This window comes from Streptomyces sp. NPDC002054, from assembly GCF_040296685.1.
Taxonomy (GTDB): domain Bacteria; phylum Actinomycetota; class Actinomycetes; order Streptomycetales; family Streptomycetaceae; genus Streptomyces.
This window is the reverse complement of record NZ_JBEOXT010000060.1, coordinates 12,620-33,464: the sequence shown is the minus strand read 5'-3', so window position 1 is coordinate 33,464 and position 20,845 is coordinate 12,620. Positions and strand designations below refer to the sequence as shown.

Below are 20,845 nucleotides of genomic sequence, written 5' to 3'. Positions count from 1 at the left end.
CCGATCCATAGCGCGGTGACCCGCGCTCCGACGTGTGCCCTTCCGAACTCCGGCGCGGCGCGGCCCGGCGCGGCCCGGCCCGGCCCGGCCCGGCCCGGCCCGGCCCGGCCCGGCCCGGCGCGGCGCGGCCCGGCGCGGCCCGGCCCGGCCCGGCCCGGCCCGGCCTGCGGCGCATTTCCCCACCCCGCCCCTTCCCGAAACCGGGCTGCCGCCCGGACCCGCTCGGGGCTCCGCCCCCGTCCCGCGGACCCGGGGTCCGGGCGTTGGGCACCGGGGCTCCGCCTGCCCCGGCCCGCCCCGGGGTGCCCGGGCTCCGCCGGGCACCGTTCTCGGGGGCTCCGCCCCCGAACCCCCCGCCTGGTGGGCCCGGGCTCCGGGGCCGGCCCCGGGCTGTGCTCGGCCCCCAGGTCCCCGGGGCCGGGCCCCGCACCCCCGACGCTGGGGCCCGCCGGGCCCCACCTGCAGGGCGGGACAGTTCACCCGCACGCAAGCCTGGGCTCAGGTCGCGTTTCCGGCTCCGGCAGGAGCCTCGGCACAATGGCCGCTATGACCCACAGCGCCCGACGGAACCTCACGGTCGGCTTCGACCTCGATATGACGCTCATCGACTCCCGGCCGGGCATCAAGGCCGCCTACGTGGCCCTGTCGGCCGAGACCGGTACCTTCATCGACGCCGACGAGGCCGTCACCCGGCTCGGGCCGCCGCTGGACGAGGAGCTCGCGTACTGGTTCCCGGAGGGTGAGATTCCGGCGATGGCGGACCGCTATCGGGAGATCTACCCCACCCACGCCATCGCGCCGACCCCGGCCATGCCGGGTGCCCGCGAGGCCGTCCAGGCGGTCCAGGCGATGGGCGGGCGCGCCATCGTGGTCACCGCCAAGCACGAGCCGAACGCCCGGCTGCACCTCGCCCACCTCGGCATCGAGCCGGACGCGGTGATCGGCTGGCTCTGGGCAGAGGCCAAGGCCGGCGCGCTCCGCGAGTACGGCGCGCAGGTCTACGTCGGCGACCACGTCGGCGACGTGCGCGGCGCCCGCACCGCCGGCGCGCTCTCGGTGGCGGTGCCCACCGGGCCCTGCCCGGAGCCGGAGCTGCGGGCGGCGGGCGCGGACGTGGTGCTGCCCGACCTCACCGCCCTGCCGGCCTGGCTGGAGGCGTACGTCGCGGCTCAGGAGGTCTGAGACTGCGAGCGGGCGGCGGCGCGGCGCTGGGCCGCGATCCCGCGCAGCACCCCGGCGGCCGAGATGATGAAGCCGACGCCCATCAGCATGCACACCGCCCACGCGTACGACGGGAACGGGTCGGTGTCCAGGAACAGTGGAGCCATGGTCGCCAGAGTGGCCAGCGCACCGAGAATGAACACGATGCCGCCCGCCTTGACCAATGCGTCGCCGGGCCGTGCTTCGTCGGTCTGAGGAGTAGCAGTCACCCCACCAGGGTAGTTCCCTGGCCGAAGCGGCCAACAGGTTCCGACCGGGCGACGTCTTGTCACCCGCCCCGAGACCATTAGCCTGAGAGGTGGCGGGTCACAGATGACCCGCTGTACTGCTATCCGGAGCCGTTTTCCTGGGTGTTCCAGGGTGCTCCGGATGGCAATTCGGACCCACGAGCAAGGACAGAGGACAGACGTGCCTACCGGCAAGGTCAAGTGGTTCAACAGTGAGAAGGGCTTCGGCTTTCTCTCCCGGGACGACGGCGGGGACGTCTTCGTCCACTCGTCGGTGCTCCCTGCCGGGGTCGATGCCCTCAAGCCCGGCCAGCGCGTCGAGTTCGGCGTGGTCGCGGGTCAGCGCGGTGACCAGGCCCTTTCGGTGACGGTACTGGAGCCGGCCCCGTCGGTCGCGGCGGCTCAGCGGCGCAAGCCGGACGAGCTCGCCTCCATCGTGCAGGACCTGACCACCCTTCTGGAGAACATCACGCCGATGCTGGAGCGCGGGCGCTACCCCGACAAGGTGCACGGCGCGAAGATCGCCGGCCTGCTGCGTGCAGTGGCCGACCAGCTCGACGTCTGAGCCGCCCGGTCAAACAGCCGTGCCCCGCCACCCGAAGGAGTGGCGGGGTACAGCTGTTCGTGAGGGAGTGAGCCAGTGAGCTACGGGAAGCTCAGTGCGTCCGGGGCGATGGGCGGCACCAGGCCCTCCGCCGCGGCCCGGGTCAGCAGCCCGCGCACCGCCGCGTACCCGTCATCGCCGAGCCCCGCCGTGAACTCGTTCACGTACAGCCCGATGTGCTGGTCCGCGACCGCCGGATCCAGCTCCTGCGCATGCGCCCGCACATACGGCCGGGAGGCCTCCGGATCGTCCCAGGCCATCAGGACCGAGGCCTTGGCCGCCGCGGCCAGCGCGTGCAGCGTCGGCGCGCCCAGCGACCGCTTCGCGACGATGGCGCCGAGCGGAATGGGCAGGCCGGTGGTGGTCTCCCAGTGCTCGCCCATGTCGGCGAGGCAGTGCAGCCCGTAGTCCTGATAGGTGAACCGGGCCTCGTGGATCACCAGACCGGCGTCCACCTTCCCGTCCCGGACGGCCGGCATGATCTCGTGGAACGGCATCACGACCACGTTCCCGACCCCGCCGGGCAGCACATCGGCCGCCCACAGCCGGAACAGCAGGTAGGCGGTGGAGCGTTCACTCGGCACGGCGATCGTCCGCCCGGTCAGGTCCAGCCCCGGCTCCCGGCTCAGCACCAGCGGGCCGCAGCCGCGCCCGAGCGCGCCGCCGCAGGGCAGCAGGGCGTACTCGTCCAGCACCCACGGCAGTACGGCGTACGACACCTTCAGCACGTCCAGCTCGCCGCGCTCGGCCATGCCATTGGTCAGGTCGATGTCGGCGAAGGTCACGTCGAGCACCGGAGCGTCCGGGACCCGGCCGTGCGCCCAGGCGTCGAAGACGAAGGTGTCGTTGGGGCAGGGCGAGTAGGCGATCTTCACGGTCGTGGCAACGGCCTCAGCGGTCATGGCGTTCTCCCCAGTTCGCGAGTACGGGTCCCAGCACGCGGAAGGCCTCGGTCAGCGCGGCCAGCGCATCGCCGATCCGCCAGGCGGACCGGTCGCGCGGCCCGACCGCATTGGACACGGCGCGGATCTCCAGCACGGGCAGCCCGTGCGAGGCCGCGGCCTCGGCCACACCGAAGCCTTCCATGGCCTCGGCCCCGGCCAGCGGGTGCCGGGCGGCGAGTTCGGCGGCCCGGGCGGCGGTGCCGGTGACCGTGGAGACGGTCAGCACCGGGGCGAGGAGCCCGCCGGTGGCCTCGGCGGCGCGGGCGGCCAGTTCGGCGGGCGGCAGATGGACGCTCCGCCCGAAGCCGAGCGCATCGACGGCGAGGAAGCCGTCGGGGGTCTCGGCGCCCAGATCGGCGGCGACGATGGCGTCGGCGACGACGAGCGAGCCGAGCGGGGCGGCGGGCTCGAACCCGCCGCCGATGCCGGCGGACACGACGACCCGATACGACGACGGCGAGGCGGCCAGGGCCAGGGCTGTCGCGGTGCCGGCCGCCGCGGCGGCCGGCCCGACACCCGCGACGAGCACGTCGACGGCCAGCCCGGGCAGGTCCCGGCGGGTGATGAGGTAACCGCCGGGCAGTGTGCGCGGCCCCGCTTCCACGGGGTCCGGATGAGGGGTGAGACCGGTGGTGACGGATTCTGCCTCCGCCGCCACCGCGGTCACGACGAGCGCGCGCACCGGATGTCCTGGGCCCGGACTACTTCAGCTTCAGGTTGTACGACCAGACCGCCTGCGGTTTGCCGTCCTTGGTGAACTGCACGATGTTCAGCAGCTTGGAGGCCGGGGTCTCGCCCTGGCCGCCGGTGGCGAAGATGTCGACGTTCGGGAAGCTGCGGTAGGTGTTCCCGGACTGGTCGGTGATGGGCTGGCCGTCCAGCACCGGCTGCCACGTGCTGCCGTGCTCCACGATCTCCGGCTCGACACCGAGGCGCAGGGTGTCGCCACGGCCGTATTCGATGGTCTTGGCCTTCTTGATGTCGGCCAGGCACTTCTGGACCTCATCGATGGGCATGTCCTTCTCGCCCTTCGCGGGGCGGCAGGCTGCCTCGGTGGAGACCGACGAGCTGCCGACCGTCACGGTCGCCAGGGGCGTCGGCTTGTCGCAGGCGGACAGAAGGAGGAGGCCGGCGGACACGGCCCCGAGGGCCGCGACGCTGCGGCGGGCCCTACCCGGGATAAGCGGTGCGGTCATGAGCCGAAGGCTATCGGGCGGACCCCGCCCCCACCGCACGGGGTGTCCCCGCCCCGCCGGGCGGCGCGGGGGCGGCTACGCCAGGCGGGGGCGGGGAGCCGCGAGGCCAGGCCAGGCGGGCGGGGGCAGGGGCGGCTAGGCCACGCGGGGGCGGGGGGAGCCGGGGCTGCGGGGGTGCAGGGTGGTGAGCAGGCCGCGCAGCGCCACCGTGGTGCCCGCCGCGACGATGGTCGCGGCCACCGACATGCCCAGCACCCCGTTCAGCGGCAGCACGATCCCGATCGCGCCCCCCAGCACCCACGCCACCTGCAACACCGTCTCGGACCGGGCGAAGGCCGAGGTCCGCACGGCCTCCGGGACGTCCCGCTGGATCATCGCGTCCAGCGACAGCTTCGCCAGCGCCTGGCAGAACCCGGCCGTCGCCCCCAGCACCGCCACCATCAGCCCGCTGAAGAACACCGCCGCGACGATCGCCACCGCGAGGGTCAGCGACAGCACCGCCGCGACGATCGTCTCCGGCGCCCGCGCCCGCAGCCACGCGCCCACCGCCGTGCCGCACGCGTTCCCGACGCCCGCCGCGACCCCGACGATGCCCAGCGACACCGCCGCGCTCTGCCCGGCCAGCGGATGCTCGCGCAGCAGGAACGCCAGGAAGAAGATCAGGAACCCGGACAGGCCGCGCATCGCCGCGTTCGCGCCCAGCCCGCACAGCACCGACGGCCCCACCGTCCGCAGCCCCGGCCGCCGCGAGCGCCGCTCGTGCGTGGACAGCCGGGCCCGGCGCTCGCCCTTCGCCTCGTCCACCTTGTGCGGCAGCGTGAACGCCGCGAAGGTCCCCGCCAGGAACACCGCACAGGCCCCGTACAGCGGCCACTGCGGCCCGATCTGATGGAGTCCGGCACCCACCGGCGCGGCCACCCCGGTGGCCAGCAGCCCGGCCAGGGTCACCCGCGAGTTCGCCTTGACCAGGGAGAACCCGGTCGGCAGCAGTCGCGGTACGACCGCACTGCGCACCACCCCGTACGCCTTGGACGCGACCAGCACGCCCAGCGCCGCCGGGTACAGCTCCAGCCCGCCGGTGGCCACCGCGCCCGACATCATCAGCGCCAGCAGGGCACGGGCCAGCATCGAGGCCCCCATGGCGGCGCGCCGGCCGTGCGGCAGCCGGTCCAGCAGCGGGCCGATCACCGGGGCGAGCAGGGTGAAGGGGAGCATGGTGATGGCCAGGTAGAGGGCGACCCGGCCGCGGGCCTCGTCCGTGGGCACCGAGAAGAACACCGTCGAGGCCAGCGCCACGGTGATCATCACATCGCCGGCGCCGTTGATGGCGTGCAGCTCGATCAGCTTGCCGAGCCCCGACTCCCCGGCGCCATGGGCGTGGGTGGCCCGGCGGATCCCGCGCGCGGTTCCCGTGATCGGCTGGTGCAGGGCATGACCGACGGCCCGGCCCGCCCTCCGGACGCGGCCCGAGCCGTCGTCGGACGACCGTACGGGTGCCACGTGGCCATAGTGCCCCAGCAGGGCTCTGCAGACTCTTTTCGGCGCGGCACGGGCCCTCGGGGCGGTGTCCGGGCGGCGTCCGGGCGGTGTCCGGGAGGGCGGGGATGTCCGCGAATCGGACTTGCATGTGGGCCCAGGGCTTCGAAGGAGGTAGCGTGCGTAGCGCGCCACCGGCGGTTGCTCCTGGCCGCGCGCCTCTTCGCGATCCCGCAGAATGGATTGCAGTAGGTGTGCCCGGGACCCATCGGGCGCGGACGTCGACGCGGCCCTCTGGTCCGCTCCGCCCGTGCCACGCAGGGGACTGACCGACGGGTCGTTGTGGACGACAAGTACGGACGGCGCACTCGTGAGACGGCGTAGGAGAGAACGAGACCAGTGAGTGCTGCGACCACGCGAAGCCGTACCCCCCGCACCCCCGACCGCCTGTGCGCCGAGGCGGTGGAACTCGCCCGCGCGGCGGCCGAGGAGGCCGCGGCCCCCGGCATCGTGGGCGAGCACGTCTCCGTCGTAGCGGAGGGCGACCGGGTCGTCACGCACTTCTTCGAGTGCCGGGAGGCGGGCTACCGGGGCTGGCGCTGGGCCGTCACCGTGACCCGCGCCTCCCGCGCCAAGCTGGTCACCCTCGACGAAACGGTGCTCCTGCCCGGCCCGGATGCGCTGCTCGCGCCGGAGTGGGTGCCGTGGAGCGAGCGGCTGCGGCCGGGCGACATGGGCCCCGGCGATCTGCTTCCGACGGACGCCGAGGACCTGCGGCTGGAGCCCGGCTACACGGGCGAGGACGCGCCGCCGCCGAACTCGCTGGTCTCGGAGGAGCTCGCGGACCTCGCGGAGGCGGAGGACGCGGCGCTGACGGACCGGGTGGTCGTGCCGGAGCGCGGCTCGATCGCCGCGGTGGCCGAGGAGCTCGGCATGCGCCGGGCCCGGGTGCTGTCCCGGTACGGGCTGCACACCGCGGCCGACCGCTGGGACGAGTCCTTCGGCGCGAAGACCCCGATGGCCCAGGCGGCCCCGGCCTCCTGTGTCTCCTGCGGCTTCCTGGTGAAGATCGGCGGCTCGCTGGGCCAGGCGTTCGGCGTCTGCGCGAACGAGTTCGGGCCGGCGGATGGCCGCTTGGTCTCGCTGTCGTACGGGTGCGGCGGGCACTCGGAGGCTGCGGTGATGCCGAAGCCGCCGAGGCCGGCGCCGCCGGTGCTCGACTCGATGCGGTCGGACGAGTTCCCGCTCCGGCCGACCCCGGACGAGGGCCAAATCCCCCCGCCGGACACCGCATCCTCGGACCTCGGCCACAGCTGACCCCGCGGGCTGCGCCCGGGCCCCGGCAGGCCTACGCCCCGCACCCGCGGGGTGCCCCGGGCTGCGCCCTTGCGCCCGCTCCGGGTCTGCGCCCCGCACCCGCGGGGTGCCCGGGCCCAGCCGGCCCCCGCGCCCCCGGCTGCGCCCCCCCCCCGGCGGTCCTGCGCCCCCACCCGCTGCCTGCCGGGCTCCGAGGCTCCGCCCCGGCCCCGACCCGCTGCGCGGAGCCTCCCCCCACCCCGCCCCTTCCCGAAACCGGGGCCCCGCCCCGGACCCCACCGGGGCTGCGCCCCACACCCCCGTGGGGCTGCGCCCCACGCCTACCGGGTGCCCCGGGCTGCGCCCGCCACTTCCGGGGCTGCGCCCCGACCCCCGTGCGGGGCTGAGCCTGCACCCGCCGGGTGCCCGGGGCTGCGCCCCGGCCCCGAAGGGGCTCCGCCCCGGCCCCCGAGCAGGCTGCGCCCAGCACCACCCGCCGGGGCGTCCGGGCTCCGCCCGTCACCCACCCCGGGGGGCCCGCACCCGTCGGGTGCTCCGGGCTGCGCCAGGCACTGCCGGGGCTGCGCCCCGCCCCCTGGGGGCCGCGCCCGCGCTCGCCGGGCGTCGGGCTGCGGCCCGACCATGCTCCGGGGCCTCGGCGGGGGCCCTGCGTCCGGTCGGATCGACCATGGCGTGAACCCGGCGCACGGGTGGTACGTGTTGGCTGCGGAGTCACTCCCGTGACGACAGTCGACGGACCACCCAGGACGAAGGAGACATGGCATGGGCGACACCACCCGCCGGCGGACGGTCCTCGCGGCAGGCGCCGCGGCCCTGGCCGGTACCGCGCTCGCCGGCTGCGGCGACGGCGACAACGACACAGCAGCCGTCGGCAGCGGCGCCGGCGAGGCGCAGGCAGCCGCGCCCGCCCGGGAGCTTGCCGCGGTCTCGGAGATCCCGGTCGGCGGCGGCAAGGTCTTCAAGGACCAGAAGGTGGTGGTCACCCAGCCCAAGGCCGGGGAGTTCAAGGCCTACTCGGCCGTCTGCACCCACCAGGGCTGCGCCGTCACCTCGGTGACGGACGGAAAGATCGTGTGCCCCTGCCACCAGAGCTTCTTCAAGGTCGAGGACGGCTCGGTCGCCAGCGGCCCGGCCACCCGCCCGCTCCCGGCAGCGAAGATCACCGTCGCCGGGGACAAGATCAACCTCGGCTGAGCCCGCCCCTCAGTCGCTGCGACGGCGGCGCAGCAGTCGTCGGCCGCCCATGACCAGGACGGTGGCGCCCGCCAGCACCAGGGCGCCCCGGGTGAAGTTGCCGCCCTCCCCCGCGGGTTCGGGGTCGGCGGCGGCGGCGTTCGGCGAGGAGCGGGGGGAGGGGGCGCCGGAGGCGCCCGGGCCCGGCTGGGCGGCGACCGGGATGGCGACCACCCGGCTCTTCGCGCCCTCCGCCCCGAACATCAGCGCCGAGCCGTCCGCCGTGTACGTCACCGACTCCGCCTGCCCCTGCCACGGCGCGTCCACCCGCTCGCCCTCGCCCTCCGGCCGGCCGTCCCGCCACGGGTAGGTCCGGGCGACGAGATAGCCGCGCAGGGCCAGCCGGTTGCCGTCCGGGGAGAACGCCCCGTCCGTCACCCACGGCACGGCCGCGACCCGCCGGAACACGTTCGCCCCGCCGCCGGACAGGTTCGCCGGGCCCTCGTACAGGCCGCCCTTCTCCCGGTCCTTGCTCGCGATGTAGACCCGCCCGGTCTTCGGATGCACCATCAGCGCCTCGGCGTCCCGCGGCCCGTCCGCGTACTTCACGGTGAACTGGGTGGCCTTCACCGTCACGTCGCCCAGCTGTTTCGGCTCCGGGAAGCGGTAGATCCAGACGTGCTCCCAGCCGCCGTTGCGGTTGTCGCCGATGTCGCCGACGTACAGCTGCCCGTCCGGGCCCAGCGAGACCGCCTCGACGTCGCGCGGCCGGCCCACCCCCGTCATGGTGATCCGGGCGACCGTGCGGCCGGTGGCCGCGTCCACCCCGTAGAGGTACGGGCCGTCGTCGCTGTCGTTGTGCGTCCAGTACACGCCCGGGTGCGTACGGCTGGCCGCCAGACCGCTGGACTCGGTGATCCGCGGGTCCTCTATGACGAAGGACGCGGCGGGCGGCTCGGCCGCGGACGCGGCGGGGGCGGTGGCCGCGAGCGCGGCTAGGGCCACGGTGGCCAGGACGAGCGGAAGTCGGCGCATACCCCCCAGCCTGCCAGGGTGTCCGGCATCACAGCGGCGTGGCCCGCCCCATCCAGGATGATGACGGGATGCGTTTCATGTTCGTCGGCGACTCCATGACCATCGGACGCGCCGGCGACTACACCTGGCGCTACCGGATGTGGCAGCACCTCAACGCGACTTTCGGCGGCCCGTACAAGATCGTCGGCCCGCGCACCGAGGTGTACGACACCTTCGCGGACGCGCCCGTCTCCCACGACTACGCCGATCCGGGCTTCCCCGCGCACGCCCGCCGGCACCTGGCCGGCTGGGGCGAGGGCTGGCAGCACATGGCCCCGCTCGTCGGCGGCGCCGTCGCCGCCCACAAGCCGGACGTCCTGCTGGTCTCCCTCGGCCTGATCGACCTCGGCTTCTACACGGACGCCGGCCAGACGGCCGCCAACGTCCGCGCCTTCGTCACGGCCGCCCGGCAGGCCCGTCCGTCCGTCCGGATGGTGCTGCTGCCGGTGATCCCCAACAGCCGCGCCGACACCGACGAGCCCTTCGCCGCCGAGGTCGCCCGCTTCAACGAGCTGCTGGCCAAGGCGGTGGCCGACCTGTCCACGGACGCCTCGCCGCTGCTGCTGGCGGCGCGCCCGGAGTCGTACGACATCCACTACGACACCTACGACGGCACCCACCCCAACGCCTCCGGGGAGCACCGGCTGGCGGGGGAGTTCGCCGCGGTGATGCACCAGGCCTGGGGCCTGGGCGGCCCGTACCGGCCCCGGGACTGACACCTACCGACCTTCATCGTCAGGGGACGATGAAGGTCAATCTGGCAGGGGTGCGGTAACCCCGCGCTGATCTTGAAGTAACGCAGCCGGAAGGGCAGGTCAACGAGGCTCTCCGGGTGGGCACACGGCTCGGCGCGGGCGCCCCCCCGCCCGTACGTTGGGCGTTCGCGAACCGCCGCGCGCGCGGCGGCTCTTGCGTCGAGTCCACTCCAAGCAGTTGGCTTGGTCCATGGAGTACACGCAGCTCGGACGCACCGGACTCAAGGTCAGCCGACTCGTCCTCGGCACGATGAACTTCGGTCCGCAGACCGACGAACCGACCAGCCACGCCATCATGGACGCCGCGCTCGACGCGGGTCTGAACTTCTTCGACACCGCCAACGCCTACGGGTGGGGTGCCAACAAGGGCCGGACCGAGGAGATCATCGGTTCCTGGTTCGCGCACGGCGCGGGGCGCCGCGACAAGACCGTGCTCGCCACCAAGGTCTACGCGAACATGGCCGCGGAAGGCGACGCCTGGCCCAACCACGACCGGCTCTCGGCGGTGAACATCCGGCGCGCCGTGGAGGCCAGCCTCCGCCGGCTGCGGACGGACTACATCGACCTCTACCAGTTCCACCACATCGACCGGCTGACTCCCTTCGAGGAGCTCTGGCAGGCCGTGGACGTGCTGATCCAGCAGGGCAAGATCCTCTACGCCGGCTCCTCGAACTTCCCCGGCTACAAGATCGCCCAGGCCAACGAGACCGCCGCGCGGCGCGGCATGGTCGGGCTGGTCAGCGAGCAGTGCCTGTACAACCTCCACGAGCGGCGCGCCGAGATGGAGGTCGTGCCGGCCGCGCAGGAGTACGGCCTCGGCGTGATTCCGTGGTCCCCGCTGCACGGCGGCCTGCTCGGCGGCGTGATCAAGAAGGAGGTCTCGGGCGGGCGACGGGCCGAGGGCCGGACCGCCGAGGCGCTGGCCGACAGCTCGGTGCGGGCGCAGATCCAGGCGTACGAGAACCTGCTCGACAAGCACGGCCTGGAGCCCGGCGAGACGGCGCTGGCCTGGCTGCTGACCCGGCCCGGGGTCACCGGGCCGATCGTCGGGCCGCGTACGCCGGAGCAGCTCGAGAGCGCGCTGCGGGCGCTGGAGCTGGAGCTGGGGGAGGAGCTGCTGACGGCTCTGGACGAGGTCTTCCCCGGTCCTGGCCCGTCCCCGGAGGCCTTCGCCTGGTGACCGGGCTGCTGCCTGCTACTTCAGGGCAGCAGCGACCGCCACGAGGGCGAACATCAACACGAGCACACCGGCCATGACACGGTTTCTGGTCTTCGGATCCACGCATCGAGCGTAACGAATGACGTGGGTCACCCGGTCAGCGGCCAGGACCGGACCACCTCGTAGCGGGGCTGCTCGCCCGGGATCCCGCTCGTCGGGAGGTTGCTGCGGACCAGGTGCAGCTCGGTGACCTGCCAGGGAGTGCCCTCGAAGGCCGCGAGGGCACTCAGCTGGGGGTGCAGGTCCGCATCGCCGTGGGCGCTGCGGGCCAGCGTCAGGTGGGCGGCGTACCGGCGGTGCTGGTCCATCGGTACGCCGGCCCGCCGGGCGGCGGCGTCGGCCCGCTCGGCGAGCATCCGCAGCCCGTCGAGCCCGCCCGCGGCACCGGTCCACAGGGCGCGGTTGCCGAAGTGGCCGGAGCCGTGCAGGCGCAGCGGGAAGGGCGCGGTGCGGGCGGCTGCCCGCCCGAGCCGCTCGTACAGCTCGGGCAGCAGCCGGTCCTCGACCTCGCCCATGAAGGCGAGGGTGAAGTGCCAGCCCGCCTCCTGGGTCCAGCGCAGCCGCTCGCCGGGCGGCAACGCAGCCACCGCGTCCCGCAGTTCGGCGACGGCAGCCTCGGGGGGCAACACGGCGGCGAAGAGTCTCATGCCGTGAGGCTAGGCCCTGTCCGGGCGATCTTCGTGGATGAGCCCGCGTCGTCTGGTGCGGTGCATCGCAAGGCGGAGCGTCGCGGCTCGTACTGGACGTACTTGCGCGATGCGACAACGCAGCGAGGTGCCGTGCCAGGCGGCGCGGGCCCGCGGAGATCGCCCGGACAGGGCCTAAGCCACGCGGACCAGCTCGCGCGGTCTCGCGGACGGGACGAAGGTGACGCCGTGGCGGTTCACCCGCAGCCGCAGGTTGCCCACCCGGGACAGCACCAGGCCCACCGCCACCGCGGCGGCCAGCGAGATCAGGCCGCCCGCCGCCATGCCGGTACGGGCACCGAAGTGGTCCGTCACCCAGCCCACCAGCGGTGCGCCGAGCGGGGTGCCGCCGAAGAAGACCATCATGAAGAGGGCCATCACCCGGCCCCGCATCTCGGGGTCCGTGGCCATCTGGACGCTGGAGTTCGCCACCACGTTCACGGTCAGGCCGAACATCCCGACCGGTACCAGCAGGGCCGCGAAGAGCCAGAAGCCGGGTGCGAAGGCGGTCACCGCCACCAGGCCGCCGAACAGCGCGGCGGCGGCGACCAGCAGGCGGAGCCGGGCGTGGCCGCGCCGGGCCGCGAGCAGGGCGCCGGCCAGGGAGCCGACCGCGATCAGGGTGTTGAGCAGGCCGTATGTCCCGGCGTCACCGTGGAAGACGTCCTCGGTGAAGGCGGTCAGCCAGATCGGGAAGTTGAACCCGAAGGTGCCGATGAAGCCGACCAGGACGATGGGCCAGACCAGCTCGGGGCGGCCGGCGACATAGCGCAGACCCTCCCGCAGCTGTCCCTTGGCCCGGGGCCGGGGCTCCGTCGGGTGCAGCTCCTGCGGTCGCATCAGCAGCAGTCCGATGACCGGGGCGGCGAAGGACAGGCCGTTCAGCAGGAAGGCCCAGCCGGAGCCGACGGCGGTGATCAGCACACCGGCGACCGCCGGGCCGACCAGCCGCGCGGACTGGAAGTTGGCCGAGTTCAGGCTGACCGCGTTGGCCAGCTGGTCCGGTCCGACCATCTCGGAGACGAAGGACTGCCGGGCGGGGTTGTCGACCACCGTGATCAGACCGACCAGGAAGGCGGTCAGGTACACGTGCCAGACCTGGACGTGCCCGCTGAGGGTGAGGACACCCAGTGCGGCGCCGGTGAGGCCCATCGCACCCTGGGTGGCCAGCAGCAGTGGCCGCTTCGGCAGCCGGTCGGCGAGTACGCCTCCGTAGAGCCCGAACACCAGCATCGGCAGGAACTGCAGGGCGATGGTGATGCCGACGGCGGAGGCGGACCCGGTCAGGGAGAGGACCAGCCAGTCCTGGGCGATGCGCTGCATCCAGGTGCCGGTGTTCGAGACGACCTGACCGGTCGCGAAGAGCCGGTAGTTCCGGATCTTCAGCGAGCTGAACATCGAGTTCTTGGTAGGGGTGGATATCGGTCCGGGGGCGGAGTCTGCTCCGTTTCCCGTACTCAAAGGCGTTCGCCTCCTCTGTCGCTCCTACAGGTGGGCGAGCTTTTCGAGGACGGGCGCCGCTTCTCTCAGTTTGGCCCACTCGTCCTCGTCCAGCTCGGCCGCGAGCCGGGCCAGGAAGGCGTTCCGCTTGCGACGGCTCTCCTCGAGCATCGCTTCGGCCTCCTCCGTCTGGCTGACCACCTTCTGGCGGCGGTCGTCCGGGTGCGGCTCCAGCCTGACCAGGCCCTTGGCCTCCAGCAGCGCGACGATGCGGGTCATCGAGGGCGGCTGCACGTGCTCGCGCCGGGCCAGCTCACCGGGGGTGGCCTGGCCGCAGCGGGCAAGGGTGCCGAGCACCGACATCTCGGTCGGGCTCAGCGATTCGTCGACGCGCTGGTGCTTCAGGCGCCGGCCCAGCCGCATGACGGCCGAGCGGAGGTCGTTCACGGCGGCAGCATCGTCGCCATGGGTGAGGTCGGGCATGTCCTTAGAATAACTCATTACTCTCGCTAAAGAACATCGGGTTGTTCCGTCACTCGTACGGGTGAGGCGGCTCCGGAAAGTGACACGCGCCCACGCCCTGGCCCCGACGCTTTCGGCATGGGGACACATGTGCTGAGCATGCGCATAGACGGGGAGCTCCTCGAACGCCTCCGGACTCATGCCGCCAAACGCGGAATGAGCGTCCAGGACTATGTGGTCCAGACGCTCATTCGCGACGACTTCGACGAACGCTTCAAGGCGGCCGTCGACGAGACGGAGAAGTTCTACGGGCTTACGTGAGGCCCAGCGCCGGCATCGCGTAGTAGAAGACGAACACCGCCGACACGATGTACATGGCCACCGGGACCTCGCGGCCCCGGCCGGTCGCCAGCCGCAGTGCGCTGAAGGCGATGAAGCCGATGCCGATGCCGTTGGTGATCGAGTACGTGAACGGCATCGTGACCATCGCCAGGAAGGCCGGGACGGCGATGGTGAAGTCGCTCCAGTCGATGTCCCTGATCGAGCCCGCCAGGATCAGGAAGCCGACCGCGACCAGGGCCGGGGTGGCCGCCTGCGAGGGGACCATGGTGGCCAGCGGGGTCAGGAACAGGGCCACCGTGAACAGGCCGCCGGTCACCACGTTCGCCAGGCCGGTGCGGGCGCCCTCGCCGACGCCGGCCGTGGACTCCACGAAGCAGGTGGTGGCCGAGGAGGAGGTGGCGCCGCCGGAGGCCACGGCGAGGCCGTCCACCAGCAGCACCTTGTTGATGCCCGGGAAGTTGCCCTTCTCGTCCATCAGCTTGGCCTCGTCACCGACGCCCAGGATGGTGCCCATCGCGTCGAAGAAGCAGGACAGCAGGACGGTGAAGACGAACAGCAGGCCGGTGAGCAGGCCCACCTTCTCGAAGCCGCCGAACAGGCTGACCTGGCCGACCAGGCCGAAGTCGGGCGCGGCCACCGGGTTGCCCGGCCACTCGGGGACGGTCAGCCCCCAGGCCTGGCCCGGCAGGTCCGCCAGCAGCTGGACGCCGACCGCGATCACCGTCATCACGACGATCGAGATCAGGATGGCGCCCGGGGTCTTGCGGATCAGCAGGGCCAGGGTGAGCAGCACACCGAGGACGAAGATCAGCACCGGCCAGCCGTTCAGGTGGCCGCCGGAGCCGAGCTGGAGCGGCACCGTGGTGTGGGCGGCGTCCGGGATGCGGGAGACGAAGCCCGAGTCCACCAGGCCGATCAGCATGATGAAGAGGCCGATGCCGATCGCGATGCCCTTGCGCAGGCCCACCGGGACGGCGTTCATCACCCGCTCGCGCAGGCCGGTGGCGACCAGGATCATCACCACGAAGCCGGCGAGGACCACCATGCCCATGGCGTCCGCCCAGCTCATGCGCGGGGCGAGCTGGAGGGCGACGACGGTGTTCACGCCGAGGCCGGCCGCGAGCGCGATCGGGACGTTTCCGATGACGCCCATGAGGAGGGTGGTGAAGGCCGCGGCCAGCACGGTGGCGGTGACCAGCTGGCCGCCGTCGAGCTGGTGGCCGTACATGTCCTTCGCGCTGCCGAGGATGATCGGGTTCAGCACGATGATGTAGGCCATCGCGAAGAAGGTGGCGAATCCGCCGCGGATCTCGCGGGCGACGGTCGAGCCGCGCTCGGAGATCTTGAAATAGCGGTCCAGGCCGCTGCCATTGCCCGTGCCCGGAGTGCCGGTGCCCGGAGTGCCGGGGGCGGAAGGCGGCGTGTCTGTGGGGGCCGCGGCGGATGCCGAGGTGCTCATGCGGTCCTCAAAGTGGTTCGTTTTGGTGGATTCATACGAAAGAATCCGCTTTCAAGCAAACCGTTTCAGTATGAACACATGAACGAGGGGGCGTCCATCTCCGCGCGTAGACCGAAAATCGGGCCGCCTAGACTGAGCGGCATGGCGAAGTGGACCCCGAAACATGAAGCGCCCGCGCCCCTCGAGGGCCCGGTGGTCGCCACCATCACCGGCGGCACCCTCCTCTGGTTCGCCATGTTCCTGGTGCAGCTGCCGTTCTACGGCTGGTTCGCCGACCGGGACCTGCTGTGGTGGGTGTGGACCTGCGCGGCCGGCGGCGGGCTCGGCCTGATCGGCATCTGGTACGTCCGGGCGCGCGATGCCGCCCTCAAGCGCCAGGCCGCTGCTGCTGCCACCGCCGGAGCGACCGGTGTCGCCGACCAGACCGAGGAAGGATTCGGCTCATCCTGAAGTCGGATCTTCTGACTACTCGGCGGGTGAATGGCCCGCACCGCCCGTACCGTCGAAAGCATGACGCAGCGGGCACAGATCGATCATGACGGGCCGGAGCGGGCCGGCGCCGCCATCGACGCAGGAGCGGAGCTCGATCCGGTCCATCCGGTCCCGCTGCCCGCACCCGCGTTCAAACCGGGCGGCCTGACCACCGCCCAGGTCGCCGAACGAGTGGCCCGCGGCGACGTCAACGACGTGCCCGTCCGCTCCTCGCGGTCCACCGCCGACATCATCCGGGGCAACGTCTTCACCCGCTTCAACGCCATCATCGGCGTGCTCTGGGTGATCATGTTCATCGTCGCGCCGATCCAGGACAGCCTCTTCGGCTTCGTGATCATCGCGAACACCGGAATCGGCATCATCCAGGAACTCCGCGCCAAGAAGACCCTGGACGGACTCGCCGTCATCGGCGAGGCCAAACCCAGCGTCCGCCGCGACGGAACCACCGCCGAGATCTCCACCTCCGAGATCGTCCTCGACGACGTCATCGAGCTCGGCCCCGGCGACAAGGTCGTGGTCGACGGCATCGTCGGCGAGGCCGACGGCCTGGAGATCGACGAATCGCTGCTCACCGGCGAAGCCGACCCGGTCCTGAAGAAGCCCGGCGACCAGGTCATGTCCGGCTCCTTCGTGGTGGCCGGCGGCGGCGCCTTCACCGCCACCAAGGTCGGCCGCGAGGCCTACGCCGCCCAGCTCGCCGAAGAGGCCTCCCGCTTCACGCTCGTCCACTCCGAGCTGCGCTCCGGCATCTCCACCATCCTCAAGTACGTCACCTGGATGATGATCCCGACCTCGATCGGCCTGATCGTCAGCCAGCTGATCGTCAAGGAGAACGACCTCAAGGAATCCATCGCCCGGACCGTCGGCGGCATCGTCCCCATGATCCCCGAGGGACTGGTCCTGCTCACCTCCGTCGCCTTCGCCATCGGCGTCATCCGGCTCGGCCGCAAACAGTGCCTGGTCCAGGAGCTGCCCGCCATCGAAGGCCTGGCCCGGGTCGACGTGGTCTGCCTCGACAAGACCGGCACCCTCACCGAGGGCGGCATGGACGTCACCGAGCTCCGCCCGCTCGGCGGCGCCGACCCGGCGTACGTACAGAAGGTGCTCGGCGCCCTCGGCGAATCCGACCCCCGCCCCAACGCCAGCCTCCAGGCCATCATCGACGCCTACCCGGACAGCGAGGAATGGCGCTGCACCGAATCGCTGCCCTTCTCCTCCGCCCGCAAGTACTCCGGCGCCAGCTTCAGCGAGGGCGACGGCGAGAACTCCACCTGGCTGCTCGGCGCCCCCGATGTGCTGCTGCCCTCCGGTGACCCCGCCCTGGAGGAGATCGACCACCTCAACGAGCAGGGCCTGCGGGTGCTGCTCCTTGCCCGGTCCGTCCGCGAGCTCGACGACCCCGACCCGGCCACCGGGGTGCGGCCCACCGCCCTGGTCGTGCTGGAGCAGCGGCTGCGCCCCGACGCCGCCGACACCCTGCGCTATTTCGACCGGCAGGACGTCCACGCCAAGGTCATCTCCGGCGACAACGCGGTGTCCGTCTCCGCGGTGGCCGGCAAGCTCGGCCTGCCGGGGGCGGAGAACACCGTCGACGCCCGCAAGCTGCCCACCGAGCAGGCCGCCATGGCCGAGGCGCTCGACAAGAACGCGGTGTTCGGCCGGGTCACCCCGCAGCAGAAGCGGGACATGGTCGGCGCCCTCCAGTCCAAGGGCCATACGGTCGCCATGACCGGCGACGGGGTGAACGACGTCCTGGCGCTCAAGGACGCCGACATCGGCGTCTCCATGGGCTCCGGCTCCGAGGCCACCCGGGCGGTCGCCCAGATCGTCCTCCTCAACAACTCCTTCGCCACCCTGCCGTCCGTGGTCGCCGAGGGCCGCCGCGTGATCGGCAACATCACCCGGGTCGCCACCCTCTTCCTCACCAAGACGGTCTACTCCGTCCTGCTGGCGATCCTGGTGGTCTGCAGCCAGGTCGAGTACCCCTTCCTGCCCCGCCATCTGACCCTGCTGTCCACGCTCACCATCGGCGTCCCGGCCTTCTTCCTGGCCCTCGCCCCGAACACCGAGCGCGCCAAGCCGCACTTCGTGAAACGCGTGATGCGGTACGCCATCCCCGGCGGCGTGGTGGCCGCCATCGCCACCTTCGTGACCTACCTGGTGGCCCGCTCCTACTACAGCGGCGAAGGCGCCCTGGAGGCCGAGACCAGCGCGGCCACCCTGACCCTGTTCCTCACCTCGATGTGGGTCCTGGCGATCATCGCCCGGCCCTACACCTGGTGGCGGGTGGGGCTGGTCGGCCTGATGGGCCTGTGCTTCCTGATCGTCCTCGTCGTGCCCTGGCTGCAGGACTTCTTCGAGCTCAAGCTGGTCGGCACCACCATGCCGTGGACGGCGGTCGGCATCGCCGTGGTGGCCGCCGCCGTCATCGAATTCAGCTTCCGCTGGGTGGACCGGAAGTTCCCCGCCTGACTAGGCCCTGCCTAGTCGGCGGTGCCGCGCACGGCCGCGCCCGCGTGCCGGACGGCCGTGTGGAGCGACCGCAGGGCGAGCAGCAGGACGCCGATGTCGTCGAGGTACACGGGGTCGGGCAGCAGGTCGACCGGCCACAGCGTGTAGGCCACGGCGGCCCAGAACAGCGCCTTGTCGCGGAACGGCACGCCCGCGTTCAGCAGCAGCCGCCGGGCCCGGAGCACGCGCACCAGCAGCACGACGGCACAGGCCACGGTGGCGAGGGCCAGGATCCCCACGGCCCACCACAGGATGCTGTCCATACCGGCTCCTCCTGCCCGCGGGCTCCCCGGCCGACACGCCTGACGCGTCCCGCTGCGACCCGTACGGCCCTGACACCAGCATGCGGTACAGCACGTCGGGGGGCTCGCGGACGGAAGCCGTCCGCGAGCCCCCCGGATCGAGGCGGGAGTGCTGTCAGCCCTTCGCCGGTCCCGGGGTGGGACCGGAGGCCGCGGGGGTGCCCGTGGAGCGGGTCACGATCGGCCATTCGCGCTGGAAGGCCGCGAAGGGGATCTCCTTCTCGAAGAGCGGGGTGCCGAAGATGGCTATGCGGGCCATCAGCGCCCCGTTGATGTCGATACCGCCGTAGAGGCCGGCCTTGCCGTTGACGACCGGGGCGGCACCGCTGGAGTCGATGGAGACCGACCCGTCGATCGCGGCCCGCAGGTAGGGCTTGATCGAGGCCTTCACACCCACCGCGTCGTACAGGGCGACCGAGCCCTCAAGGTCCAGGCCGGCACGGACCGACGCCGAGCCGTTGAACTTGGCGCGCACGGGGGAGATGTTCGTCGTGCCGGGCTCGGTCTTTGTCGTCCAGCCCTTGCCCTTGGCGTAGTCGGAGCGGATGCCCCAGTCGGCGGCGAGCTGCTGCTCGGCCTCGACCGTGACCTTGCCGTCGGCCGCGACCGTCGCGTAGAGCGACAGGTCCAGGCCGATGACGATCGGCACCGGACCGGCCATCACCGTGGGGGTGGCGTGGAGTTTGGCCAGCGGGACCCGGATCGGCTCGGCCGACCCGGATATTCCGGCGGCGACCCGCCAGTTGGCGCGGGCTGCCACGTCGAAGCCGACGCTGGCCTGACGGGGGCTCAAGGCGTGACCGTCGTAGGAGAAGTCGATGGACGGGTCGATCTGGACCGAGCCGGACAGATCCACCGAAGCCCCGTGCGGTAGCGGGATCTTGGCGTCCGCGTCCAGCTTCAGTCCGGTCGAGACCGAGCCGTCGCCGCCGTCGGCACGCTTGGTGAAGGAGACCTTGAGGTCCTTGACCTGCGGGTCGACCGTGATGTTGCGCGGGTCAAGGGCGGCGTGCAGGTTGGCCGAGCTGCCGCCGAGCAGCTCCGCCACGGTGGCGGGACGGGTGGCGACGGCGGTCTTCCCGCGTTCGGTCTGCTTCACCTCGGTGATCGCGACCAGCGCCCCGCGCGGCGCGGCCGGGGTCGGCGGGCTGTCGATCAGCTGGCCGACCTTGACCCCGGCGGCGGCCCCGTCCTTGGGGGTGGCCCCGTCCTTGGGGGTGGCCGGGGCGCTCTCGGCGGAGGCGAGTACAGCCGCGCCGGTCTTCTGGTCGTAGGAGGACAGGGTGAGGTCGGGGGAGCTCGCCTCGGGTGCTGCGGGCTTGCCGGACCGGGCGGCGGCGGGCGTGACAAGGGCCAGCTTCTTCGGCTTTCCGGCGGGCACCACCGAGACGGGGAGGCTGCCGGCCGTGGCCGGGCGCGCCGGCTTCGGCCGAGGGGAAGCGGGTGTGGGGGAGGGGGAGTCGGCCGGCGGCGTGGCGCCCGGAGCGGCCTGGCCGGCCGCGGCCGTGAGTTCAGTCGGTTTGGCGTCCGGCGTCGGCGAGCCGCATGCGGTCAGCGTGAGCGCGGTGGTGATGAGGAGCGCGGGGAGCGCTCCGCGGGTGCGAGGGGACATGCAGGGGGGAACCTTCGGCTTTGATGGTCAGTCAGGAAGGCGATGCGGGGGAGCGGGGGAGGGGCGCCGTACGCGCAGGTCAGGCGCCGAGGCGACAGGGCCGCGACGCCGGTACCGGATCAGCGACTGTCAGGCGCATGCCATTCCGCCCCCCGAACTACTGGACAGTAGTTTCGGTGAGCGTGACGGTACACCGGCTCGGCCGGGCAGCCCTGCCGAGCCGAAAGGATCAAGACAGGGCTGCGCGACGGAAGAACGGGGCGACCAGCGGACCGTTCCGGACGCCCGGCCAGTCCCCGCATCGCCGCGCGAGGAGATCCCCCGAGGGGATCC

The 20,845-nt window shown here is 72.5% G+C and carries 21 protein-coding genes; 9 read left to right on the top strand and 12 right to left on the bottom strand.

All coding sequences use genetic code 11. The features are described from left to right. Positions 1 to 537: 537 nt before the first annotated feature. Positions 538 to 1,182 (top strand): HAD family hydrolase, encoded by a 645-nt coding sequence (locus ABT123_RS35280; protein ID WP_502971158.1) that lies wholly within the window; start codon positions 538 to 540, stop codon positions 1,180 to 1,182. Here the strand turns inward: ABT123_RS35280 and ABT123_RS35275 are convergent. Then, complete coding sequence (locus ABT123_RS35275; protein ID WP_351322277.1) at positions 1,170 to 1,430, bottom strand: hypothetical protein; 261 nt, start codon at positions 1,428 to 1,430, stop codon at positions 1,170 to 1,172. The two genes, ABT123_RS35280 and ABT123_RS35275, sit on opposite strands and share 13 nt — an antisense overlap. Positions 1,431 to 1,629: 199 nt before the next feature. Here ABT123_RS35275 and ABT123_RS35270 point away from each other — a divergent pair, with 199 nt between their 5' ends. After that, a complete protein-coding gene (locus ABT123_RS35270) occupies positions 1,630 to 2,013 on the top strand; it encodes a cold-shock protein (RefSeq protein WP_351322275.1) in 384 nt (127 codons plus the stop codon). Positions 2,014 to 2,093: 80 nt separating this feature from the next. Here the strand turns inward: ABT123_RS35270 and ABT123_RS35265 are convergent, their stop codons facing one another. The 4 genes from ABT123_RS35265 to ABT123_RS35250 all read right to left on the bottom strand — a co-directional run bounded on the left by ABT123_RS35265 (position 2,094) and on the right by ABT123_RS35250 (position 5,692). Next, the gene (locus tag ABT123_RS35265) at positions 2,094 to 2,954 is read right to left on the bottom strand and encodes a 1,4-dihydroxy-6-naphtoate synthase (RefSeq protein WP_351322273.1); all 861 of its coding nucleotides are present in this window, start codon (positions 2,952 to 2,954) and stop codon (positions 2,094 to 2,096) included. Further along, positions 2,944 to 3,678, bottom strand: coding sequence for a futalosine hydrolase (locus tag ABT123_RS35260; protein ID WP_351322271.1), 735 nt, complete (start codon positions 3,676 to 3,678; stop codon positions 2,944 to 2,946). The genes ABT123_RS35265 and ABT123_RS35260 overlap by 11 nt, the downstream gene beginning before the upstream one ends. A gap of 19 nt (positions 3,679 to 3,697) precedes the next feature. Beyond that, entirely contained in the window at positions 3,698 to 4,192 is a 495-nt protein-coding gene (locus tag ABT123_RS35255; protein ID WP_351322269.1) for a DUF2771 domain-containing protein, read from the bottom strand. Between the two features lie 135 nt (positions 4,193 to 4,327). Beyond that, positions 4,328 to 5,692: an MFS transporter gene (locus ABT123_RS35250; RefSeq protein ID WP_351322267.1), complete on the bottom strand. Its 1,365-nt coding sequence runs from the start codon at positions 5,690 to 5,692 to the stop codon at positions 4,328 to 4,330. 375 nt (positions 5,693 to 6,067) lie between these two features. Between ABT123_RS35250 and ABT123_RS35245 the strand changes: the two genes are divergently transcribed. Beyond that, a complete protein-coding gene (locus ABT123_RS35245; RefSeq protein WP_351322265.1) occupies positions 6,068 to 6,985 on the top strand; it encodes a DUF3027 domain-containing protein in 918 nt (305 codons plus the stop codon). 762 nt (positions 6,986 to 7,747) lie between these two features. Beyond that, positions 7,748 to 8,179, top strand: a complete 432-nt coding sequence (locus ABT123_RS35240) for a Rieske (2Fe-2S) protein (RefSeq protein WP_351322263.1) — start codon at positions 7,748 to 7,750, stop codon at positions 8,177 to 8,179. 9 nt (positions 8,180 to 8,188) lie between these two features. Here the strand turns inward: ABT123_RS35240 and ABT123_RS35235 are convergent, their stop codons facing one another. Further along, on the bottom strand, positions 8,189 to 9,193 hold the full coding sequence (locus ABT123_RS35235) for a WD40 repeat domain-containing protein (RefSeq protein WP_351322261.1): 1,005 nt from the start codon (positions 9,191 to 9,193) through the stop codon (positions 8,189 to 8,191). Between the two features lie 68 nt (positions 9,194 to 9,261). Here ABT123_RS35235 and ABT123_RS35230 point away from each other — a divergent pair, with 68 nt between their 5' ends. Together ABT123_RS35230 and ABT123_RS35225 are read left to right on the top strand one after the other, a co-directional pair. Next, a complete protein-coding gene (locus ABT123_RS35230; protein ID WP_351322259.1) occupies positions 9,262 to 9,948 on the top strand; it encodes a GDSL-type esterase/lipase family protein in 687 nt (228 codons plus the stop codon). 229 nt (positions 9,949 to 10,177) lie between these two features. Next, positions 10,178 to 11,167, top strand: coding sequence for an aldo/keto reductase (locus tag ABT123_RS35225; protein ID WP_351322256.1), 990 nt, complete (start codon positions 10,178 to 10,180; stop codon positions 11,165 to 11,167). Between the two features lie 128 nt (positions 11,168 to 11,295). On the opposite strand, the gene thpR is transcribed toward ABT123_RS35225, so the two are convergent. The 3 genes from thpR to ABT123_RS35210 all read right to left on the bottom strand — a co-directional run bounded on the left by thpR (position 11,296) and on the right by ABT123_RS35210 (position 13,815). Beyond that, on the bottom strand, positions 11,296 to 11,853 hold the full coding sequence (gene thpR, locus ABT123_RS35220) for an RNA 2',3'-cyclic phosphodiesterase (protein ID WP_351322254.1): 558 nt from the start codon (positions 11,851 to 11,853) through the stop codon (positions 11,296 to 11,298). Positions 11,854 to 12,027: 174 nt separating this feature from the next. After that, on the bottom strand, positions 12,028 to 13,353 hold the full coding sequence (locus ABT123_RS35215) for an MFS transporter (RefSeq protein WP_351322252.1): 1,326 nt from the start codon (positions 13,351 to 13,353) through the stop codon (positions 12,028 to 12,030). A 24-nt stretch (positions 13,354 to 13,377) separates the two neighbouring features. Then, entirely contained in the window at positions 13,378 to 13,815 is a 438-nt protein-coding gene (locus tag ABT123_RS35210) for a MarR family winged helix-turn-helix transcriptional regulator (protein ID WP_150208448.1), read from the bottom strand. Positions 13,816 to 13,932: 117 nt separating this feature from the next. Here ABT123_RS35210 and ABT123_RS35205 point away from each other — a divergent pair, with 117 nt between their 5' ends. Next, positions 13,933 to 14,115, top strand: coding sequence for a ribbon-helix-helix protein, CopG family (locus ABT123_RS35205; RefSeq protein ID WP_351322250.1), 183 nt, complete (start codon positions 13,933 to 13,935; stop codon positions 14,113 to 14,115). On the opposite strand, the gene ABT123_RS35200 is transcribed toward ABT123_RS35205, so the two are convergent. After that, entirely contained in the window at positions 14,108 to 15,595 is a 1,488-nt protein-coding gene (locus tag ABT123_RS35200) for an NCS2 family permease (protein ID WP_351322248.1), read from the bottom strand. The genes ABT123_RS35205 and ABT123_RS35200 overlap by 8 nt on opposite strands. Before the next feature lie 141 nt (positions 15,596 to 15,736). Between ABT123_RS35200 and ABT123_RS35195 the strand changes: the two genes are divergently transcribed. Then, positions 15,737 to 16,045: a DUF2530 domain-containing protein gene (locus tag ABT123_RS35195; RefSeq protein ID WP_351322246.1), complete on the top strand. Its 309-nt coding sequence runs from the start codon at positions 15,737 to 15,739 to the stop codon at positions 16,043 to 16,045. Between the two features lie 60 nt (positions 16,046 to 16,105). Then, on the top strand, positions 16,106 to 18,559 hold the full coding sequence (locus ABT123_RS35190; protein WP_351322244.1) for a cation-translocating P-type ATPase: 2,454 nt from the start codon (positions 16,106 to 16,108) through the stop codon (positions 18,557 to 18,559). An 11-nt stretch (positions 18,560 to 18,570) separates the two neighbouring features. Here the strand turns inward: ABT123_RS35190 and ABT123_RS35185 are convergent, their stop codons facing one another. Both ABT123_RS35185 and ABT123_RS35180 read right to left on the bottom strand, forming a co-directional pair. Continuing rightward, positions 18,571 to 18,861: a DUF1232 domain-containing protein gene (locus ABT123_RS35185; RefSeq protein ID WP_351322242.1), complete on the bottom strand. Its 291-nt coding sequence runs from the start codon at positions 18,859 to 18,861 to the stop codon at positions 18,571 to 18,573. A gap of 154 nt (positions 18,862 to 19,015) precedes the next feature. Next, positions 19,016 to 20,512 (bottom strand): hypothetical protein, encoded by a 1,497-nt coding sequence (locus tag ABT123_RS35180; RefSeq protein ID WP_351322240.1) that lies wholly within the window; start codon positions 20,510 to 20,512, stop codon positions 19,016 to 19,018. Between the last annotated feature and the right edge of the window lie 333 nt (positions 20,513 to 20,845).